Genomic DNA, 7253 nt, shown 5'->3' with positions numbered 1-7253 from the left:
GTCCTGGGGTGTCAGTCGTTGAGGAACTGCTCTCGCCAGAACCAGCTACGGACCCATCGCTGGTCACATTTTGGATGGTGCGGGAGTTCGTCGAGTCCCGGTGAGGGATCTCTTGTGAGGGGGAGTGTTGCCCCACACTCAGGACATGAAAGCGCCTTTGGCTCGCCCTTTCGGTAGCCGTCCTGGCCGACCGACGTCTCTGACTTGACAATCTCGAAGTGCGTGCCCGGATTGCTAAATGACCGCATCACTTCTCACCCCACGACAGCAGGTCAGTCTCAGCCAGCTTCGAATCAATAGCGACCACAACCGCGGCAACTGCGACCAAGACGGCCGCTGGCTCAGTCGCGCCGCTCGCGAGCGACGCAACAGCAAGCACACCGACGCCGAGCGCCCCGCGGCGGACACGACGACGAGTGCTCTCAAACAACATGGTTGAACCCCCCGACTTCCACTGCAACATCACGCATTCGTTCCGACCCTGTGGGCCGCCACCGACAGCCGTTGAACTCTGCCTCTGAAAGTGTCCACCCTCGCGCCGTGGCCTCGAGGCCGATCCGACGCGGGACGCCACGCCCGGACGTCGCGCTCGTCGAGGTCCATGTGCGTGTCAGAAGTCGTGGTTTGGGCGACCGCCATCAGTCACGCACCTCCGCGAAGACGGGGTGGAGGTCGGTCCAGCCACGCCGGTCGGCGACGAAGTCGATCCACGTGAGGACGTCCTTGCGCGGGTAGTCGTCGAGGTCCTCGGTGCGCTTGCGGTCGCCGTCGGCGGTGACCATGTGGACGACATTGTCCCAGACGTTCCAGACGTACGTCGAGCCCTCTTCGTCGACGCCGAGCTCAAGGTAATCCTCGTTGAAGACGTGCAGCGGGTCAATCCACAGCGCCGCCGAGTAACCCGTGTCGGCCGAGACGAGGGTGCGCTCGTCTTCGGGGCCCATCAGGAACTCAGAGTGCGACAGCGTGGCGACACGCGTCTCTCCTCGGAGGGTCACAATCGCGCGGATGGGGTCGGTCACGTCGAGATTGTCGGGCGCGTTGAGCGCCGAATCACGTTCCGTACTGTTTTCAACGGTTGAGATTGTAGTTGACATTGCTTTCGTACTCCGGAAGCGCGGTCGGCGTTGCACCGCCGGTCGCTTTCTGCGACGAACCACACTTCACAGTAGTTAGTACATTTGCTAACTACTTATAGGTTAGTGCTTTTGCTAACGTCCTCATATACACTAATTATTAGTAAATGCGCTAAGTAGTATCAGATGGAGGTTAGCAAATACTACAATGGCGACGATTGAATCCCGGCGTATGGCAAAAACCCGGGCACTTCTCACCCAGACCGAACGCGAACAAGTCGCTGGCGAGCATGGTAACGACCGGAAGTACCAGGCAACATCGCGCATCCGTCGACGTATCGAGGACGAGATGACGAAGGATATCGAAGTCCTCGCAGAACACCATCCGGACCTTCTCGACGAACTCCGAGAGGTCGTTTGTGAGGGTGACCCGGATGAGTAGGACGTTCGCCCGGATCGAAGATGAAGAGGAGTACATCGACGAGTGTCCGTCGTGCGGGATGCGGCTTCTTGGCATGACGCCCGCCGAGTTCCGCGAGAAACACGACTGCGATCCGCTGAACGTACTGTATGTCTTCCCACGGGGGTCGCGATGACCAGTATTGACTGGCCGCCGAACTACCCACGCACCGGCGCGGAGGACCGCGACTCGTATCCTGGTAAGATGTCTCTCACGCGCAAAGAGTCGTTCGAGAGCGTCGTCGACGAGCTCGAGCGTTGGGGCGCGACCGACGTCGACATCTCGACGGCGAGTCAGCACTACGCCGACCGCCAGAACATCCCGCACCAACACGACCGTCCCGACGACGTCGGTGTCGTCGCTCGCTTCCGCCGCGAGGGCGAGTCCGCGGACCACGGCCACGCCATCGCGTGTGACCGCTGGGCGACGCAGCGAGAGAACGCCCGGGCTATCGCGCTGTACGCCCGCCGGATGCGACTGGCCGAACGGTGTGGCGTCACGACCGCGTTGTCGACGTTCGACACCGCCCGCCTGCCGCCCGCCGACGAGCAAGAAGACGTCGTCGTCGCAACGCCGGCGTCGACCGAACCGCACGAGGTTCTCGGCGTCGCCCCCGACGCCCCGGACTACGTCGTCCGCGGCGCGTATCGCGAGTTGCTGCAGGAGCGTCATCCCGACAAGGGCGGCAGCCAGGAAGCGTTCATCGAGTTGGAGAACGCAAAGGAGGCGATGCTGGGGTGAAAATGGTCATTCTCTAACTGTTCAGATGCTGATTGTAGAGAGAAGTGACGTTTGATATTCACTACTCAGGGACTGATTTCCAGACCGAACTTGCGTAAATAGTACCAAAGATGATGAGAACTGCGTATATGACATGGTGTGTTGGTACGTGAGTGGCGCCACTCATTTTGAGGCCGAAAAAATTGATTTCTGTGAAATTGAAGATTGCGCCCAACATCCACACACCACACGGGGCGGCAAGGCAGAGCTGAACAACTGCCTCTCCATCAGGAAGTGAAAATTCAAATAATGTCATATACTCCAAAGTCATACGCAGAGGTTATTCTACTGAGGGTAGCAAAAAGAAACACCCCAAGACCCACAGCTAACACCCCGAAGTAAGTACCAGTTAGTAGGAGGGCGATTCCGGTGATAGTGGATACAATCCCTCCGGCTAGTGTGATGGGAGCATGAACAGTGCGATACAGTGCCTCTTTAGCCCCGTCGCTACTTTGGTTCGCTTGTTGGATCTCCATTTGTTGCTGGTACAGGGCAAAGAGGTGCTGCTCAACCGACGTTTGGAACTGCTCCTGGTCAAGACGCAACTGTTCGTAATTCTGAGCTAGTCGCTCAATATCCAGTTCTGTTTGATGTAATCTACCTTCGAACCGTTGCTTTTCGGAGAAGTCCCAGCCCTGTCCCCTGGTCGCTGGGTCGGTTCCGGGTTGAGTGTATGCCGCATTTGTGCCACCCTCAACGGTAATCTCGTCACCATTAGGGTTCATCACCTTAGTCCTCCGAAGCTATGTCAACGGTCTCTCTTAACATATTATAAATATTACCCTCATTCACGTCTTCAAGTGAGTCAAACCGTTGTTGTAGATGAACTCGCCAGAGGAAAGGATTCTTTGTGGCACCTGAGTCAATCAATAACCGATACCAACCAGACTCTTGGGCGCCGATCGTCGATTCGAATCGAGTTGCGAGGGCCTTGGGAGTAGAGCCAGTTGTACTGCTGATTTCATCAAATTTCTCTGAAGAATAGTAGTTTGTGATATCGTGGTCCTCAGAAACCCGAATTGCTACATCAATCGTGAGTTCATATAGCTGCAGTTGCTGATCCATCTCAAAGCGTCCAAACATTGATGATATCTCATGCATCAGCTCCTGTACTTTCTGGAGGTCTCCCCGTTGACTATCTCTCACAGTCACGTATGAGCCATTCCCCAACCCGTCAAGAGTAGCATCTGAATTGTAGAGCACCTCTACTCCTCCGCGTTCGGCGACCTTAGGAGGTGCCTGCATCGCCTCGCCGATCTGAACGTCAGACCCACCGAGAGTCAACTGGCGGCGTGACATATCAGTGGTTGAAAAGCCTTGATCGGAGAACCAATCAACCACAGCATTCCGATCTACGGGATTTGGATACTCGAATATTGCACCCAAGGCCGCATTTCGAGGTTGGATGTTGGTCATATGGCTACTGTTTTGTTCGACGGGTGTAATAACTTCTCGCCACAAATCAAAGCTCTCCCGTACCTTCATCGTATTTCTATCTACTGATAGGATCCTGCATTAGTAGGTTATTGACACTATAAAGGGCAGGGAACAATCATTAATTCGCTCAGTGAACGTCTGTGTCACGGGATTTGGCACTCTTCAGAAATCGGTATTTTGGGTGCTTTACCGTTGTTGACCTATGGTGAAAGTCGAGGGCAGGTGGTCAGGTCATGTGTAACTACGCCGTCGATGTCACCGTTTCACGGATCAGCCCCACTTCGGCGGCGACGAGACAGAGCGCCGCCAAGGCTCGCACCGGGACGAGATCAACGCCACCGGTCCACGCGCCAGCGCCAAATAACACGAGCGCGAGCGAAATCGCGACGAGAGCCAAGAGCTTCCACCCACTCACGTCGGGCTCGTAGAAGTGTTCGAGGACAGGGTAGGCGAGAAAGCCCGCCGCGCCGGCGAAGAGCATGACATAGTTGACGAGTGAGAGGACGTCAGTCATCGCTGTCCTCCTGGTTGGTATCTTGTGCGGCCTGCCACCCGGAGAGCGCGCCACTCGCCGCCGAGGCGAGTTGCTCCCATCGCGACCGCGCGATTTCGACGCCGAATAGTGCGGAGAGAATACTCGCGAAGATAGTGATGTGGTTGCCAGTGAGCTGTGCTGTCGTCGGGAAGAGGACGTCGGCGAGCAACGCGATGGCGAACGCCGCTGCGAAGACCAGCCCCGCTAACGCCCGTGCTTTTCGAAGTCGCATTCATGAGTCTCTGAGGGTTCTCGGTTGCCGCGACGGCCCCTCTCACGTCGCGGGTCACAGGTGCTCGCCCTGCTCAGGAGGTGGAGTAGGGTTTAGGGCAGTGGAACTTGGAAAATTGTGTAGTTGTGGGTCGCGGGGTTGTTGCCGGAGGTCTCTTTGAAGATAACTTGGGTAGTACTCGACCCATCGTGTGTCTTTTCGTATGTTACAGACCCCGTCTCAGTTGACGCTGGGCCGTGCGAAACCAAAAGATTCGACCCGCCAACGGGGGTGTTGATCGTCGTTTTCCCACCGGCGGTGAGAGACACTTGTCCGCTTTTGATAGGTCTGAGGCCAGACAAAAGCCACTCTTGGTTCTTTGGATCTTTGGTATATGGATAGTCTTCGGCGTCGTTGAAGTGGAGATAGGCATCCCAGCCCTTACCACCGAAAGCATTGTCTACTCTGATGTCCTCGAGTAAATCATCGAATGACTACTAGTTCATTGCCGCTGTACATTAGCCGATTACTGTGTCCTACTGTTCGACTGTCTGCCACCCGTCAGGATGGGCTTTGAGGCCGCTGATATTGTTGACGATGGCGGAGACAACGGCATCCCGGTCTGTCTGAGTCATACTATCTGGGACCCGAAGCGCGATGTGTCGGTTGTGCCCGGGGATGATGCGCTGCACCCGGACCCAGTTGTTCACAGCCCCATCAAGATATGTTGCGAGCGTTTCGTGACTGGTTGCCTCAGCGGGCAGTTGAGACCCACCGTCGGGGATGAATTTCTGCTGTTGCATCACACGACCTCCGACGGCTTAATCGCCACCCGGAGATACCATGGTTCGAGCTTGTCACCATTCCCATTGGACTCGCAGTAACAGTAGTTAGGGTCCGGGTCCCGTGTGTACCCAAGGGTTTGGGATTCCTGCGTTGATGCATTCCGGTGGTAGAAAGTCGTCTCATCGGCGTCGAAATCACAGACGACCGTTAGCCACCACGTGTCTCTGACACTCGATGGGATCGTGGCTGGTGCTGATGCAACCACTCCACCAGCATTCCAAATTTCGAATTGCTCGGTCTCTAAATTGAGACCGAACCCACGGTTGCTTGGGGTCCCGTGTCCAATGGTCAACGTGTCATTGACAGGTAGGGCAGATTGCAGGTGATAAGCAAAATCGTACCGGACTCGTTCAGCGGCGGTTTCGTCGAGGTTCGGGAAGCCAGCGATATATCGTAACGCCGCAGAATCACCCGCAGTCGTCCCAACCTCTATTCTCGTCCCAGATTCGAATTGGCTCACCGTAGCACTGCCAGTAGTGACCGTTTTGACTTGGCTGGGGAGTGCATTGATAAGCAACTCTTCTCCCCCAAAGATTCCTGCATTCCCGTTTACGTCCCATTTGTTCGGTTCTGCTTGATACACCATCAGTTACCACGCTCCGTAGTCTGAGTGCTGTTCATCTCGCTGCTGGTCGTTGTGTTGTCTCTCATCAGTTACCATCCTCGAAGTAGTAGCGGCCTTCGTCCTCGACGAAGAACTTCGTTCCCGCTTCGAGGGTGTCGGGAACGTCACTAAGCGTCTGATACCGTGGGAACGTGATTGCTCGCTCCGCTGTCAACGACCCGACGGTGTAGTCCGCCGTTCGATTGATGCTATCGTCGACGGTACCCGCTGCAGTGTCGACCGTCCCGATCTGCAGCGACGGTTGAGCCGGTGCATCGGCCTGGACGACGACGTCGTTCGGTGCGATATCGTAGTAGACGCCGAGTTGGGAGGCCGCCGGGATGTCGATGCGGTCGTCTCTCTTCCGGGCGGCGACGTCGACGAGATACACCTTGCCGTCGTGTGTGATCGTCAGTGACCCCGGGTCGACACCGAGGGTATTGTCGGATGCGAGATCAAGGGTGACCCCCTCGATCACGTAGTTGTTCTTATCCGCTGGAATGCGGCGATGCTCCTCGCGAGCCGTGTTCGTATTCGGTATGATCTGTAGGTTGTCGGTCGGCATCGGTACTCCCCGAATAGGTGCTCGCACACGCCGTCGGAGCGCGGGCGTGGGTCATCGCGAGGTCGCTCAGTTGCCGTCCTCGAAGTAGAATCGACCCTCGTCCTCGACGAGAAACCTCGTCCCCTTTTTGAGGTCGTTGGGGACAGCATCGAGCGTCGCGTACGTCGGATACGTCAGCGCCCGCGTTGCCTCCAGGTTCTCGAACGTACCGTCTGGCTCGCGGTTGACTTCGGTCTCTGGTGGCGTTGCCGTCGGGTCGACGGTCCCGAGTTTGAGGTTCGGGAGCGCTGGCGGCGTGTCATCGGCGTCGACGTGGATCGTGACCTGGTCGTTCTTCGTCGACGACGCGTGGTCGACGTCGATCTCCAGGAAGATGTGGTTCTCCCCGCCGGAGTCGACGAGCGTCACGGTTCGCTCGTCTGGGTAGACGTGGTAGCCTCGAACGCCATCGAGGATGGTCGCATACCCGGCAGAAATCGTCGCCGTGCCGTCGCCGTTGTCGGTGAGCGTGAGTCCCCGGACGACGTGGTCCATGATGTTTGGCCGACCTGAGACACGTGAGAGCGTGTCTTCAGTGAGCGCGTCGTTCTGCTCGAAGAGGATCTCGTCGGCCATGATTCAGAACAGGATGAGTGCGTTCGTGAGCTGGTAGTCGTCCTCGCCAACTACGACGAACCGGTCCTCTTGGGGCTCGTAGAACCGCACGCTCTGGTCACTGGTGACGATCACGTTGTACGCG

13 protein-coding genes are annotated in these 7253 nt (G+C 57.0%); 3 read left to right on the top strand and 10 right to left on the bottom strand.

Translation table 11 applies throughout. The features are described from left to right. Positions 1 to 247: 247 nt before the first annotated feature. Both QT222_RS09955 and QT222_RS09950 read right to left on the bottom strand, forming a co-directional pair. Positions 248 to 433, bottom strand: coding sequence for a hypothetical protein (locus tag QT222_RS09955; RefSeq protein ID WP_491477078.1), 186 nt, complete (start codon positions 431 to 433; stop codon positions 248 to 250). Between the two features lie 205 nt (positions 434 to 638). After that, complete coding sequence (locus QT222_RS09950; RefSeq protein ID WP_491477077.1) at positions 639 to 1097, bottom strand: hypothetical protein; 459 nt, start codon at positions 1095 to 1097, stop codon at positions 639 to 641. Positions 1098 to 1308: 211 nt separating this feature from the next. Here QT222_RS09950 and QT222_RS09945 point away from each other — a divergent pair, with 211 nt between their 5' ends. The 3 genes from QT222_RS09945 to QT222_RS09935 are packed head-to-tail and all read left to right on the top strand — an operon-like array spanning position 1309 to position 2277. Then, entirely contained in the window at positions 1309 to 1518 is a 210-nt protein-coding gene (locus tag QT222_RS09945) for a hypothetical protein (RefSeq protein ID WP_491477076.1), read from the top strand. Then, positions 1511 to 1672, top strand: coding sequence for a hypothetical protein (locus tag QT222_RS09940; RefSeq protein ID WP_491477075.1), 162 nt, complete (start codon positions 1511 to 1513; stop codon positions 1670 to 1672). Before QT222_RS09945 ends, QT222_RS09940 begins: the two co-directional genes overlap by 8 nt. Then, positions 1669 to 2277 (top strand): DnaJ domain-containing protein, encoded by a 609-nt coding sequence (locus QT222_RS09935; protein WP_491477074.1) that lies wholly within the window; start codon positions 1669 to 1671, stop codon positions 2275 to 2277. The genes QT222_RS09940 and QT222_RS09935 overlap by 4 nt, the downstream gene beginning before the upstream one ends. A gap of 281 nt (positions 2278 to 2558) precedes the next feature. Here QT222_RS09935 and QT222_RS09930 read toward each other — a convergent pair whose 3' ends face one another. The 8 genes from QT222_RS09930 to QT222_RS09895 all read right to left on the bottom strand — a co-directional run bounded on the left by QT222_RS09930 (position 2559) and on the right by QT222_RS09895 (position 7129). Then, positions 2559 to 3041, bottom strand: a complete 483-nt coding sequence (locus QT222_RS09930; protein ID WP_491477073.1) for a hypothetical protein — start codon at positions 3039 to 3041, stop codon at positions 2559 to 2561. A 4-nt stretch (positions 3042 to 3045) separates the two neighbouring features. Next, positions 3046 to 3732, bottom strand: coding sequence for a hypothetical protein (locus tag QT222_RS09925; protein ID WP_491477072.1), 687 nt, complete (start codon positions 3730 to 3732; stop codon positions 3046 to 3048). A 262-nt stretch (positions 3733 to 3994) separates the two neighbouring features. Next, entirely contained in the window at positions 3995 to 4267 is a 273-nt protein-coding gene (locus QT222_RS09920) for an acyl-CoA oxidase (protein ID WP_491477071.1), read from the bottom strand. Further along, complete coding sequence (locus tag QT222_RS09915) at positions 4260 to 4520, bottom strand: hypothetical protein (protein ID WP_491477070.1); 261 nt, start codon at positions 4518 to 4520, stop codon at positions 4260 to 4262. Before QT222_RS09915 ends, QT222_RS09920 begins: the two co-directional genes overlap by 8 nt. 515 nt (positions 4521 to 5035) lie before the next feature. Next, positions 5036 to 5302: a hypothetical protein gene (locus tag QT222_RS09910; RefSeq protein ID WP_491477069.1), complete on the bottom strand. Its 267-nt coding sequence runs from the start codon at positions 5300 to 5302 to the stop codon at positions 5036 to 5038. Continuing rightward, a complete protein-coding gene (locus QT222_RS09905) occupies positions 5302 to 5931 on the bottom strand; it encodes a hypothetical protein (protein WP_491477068.1) in 630 nt (209 codons plus the stop codon). Before QT222_RS09905 ends, QT222_RS09910 begins: the two co-directional genes overlap by 1 nt. A gap of 64 nt (positions 5932 to 5995) precedes the next feature. Next, on the bottom strand, positions 5996 to 6514 hold the full coding sequence (locus QT222_RS09900; protein ID WP_491477067.1) for a hypothetical protein: 519 nt from the start codon (positions 6512 to 6514) through the stop codon (positions 5996 to 5998). Positions 6515 to 6580: 66 nt separating this feature from the next. Beyond that, positions 6581 to 7129 carry a hypothetical protein gene (locus QT222_RS09895; protein WP_491477066.1) on the bottom strand — a complete coding sequence of 183 codons (549 nt, stop codon included), beginning with the start codon at positions 7127 to 7129 and terminating at the stop codon, positions 6581 to 6583. Positions 7130 to 7253: the final 124 nt, after the last annotated feature.

The sequence above is a fragment of the Haloferax sp. s1 genome (genome assembly GCF_058382125.1).
This window is presented reverse-complemented; position numbering and strand designations above follow the sequence as displayed.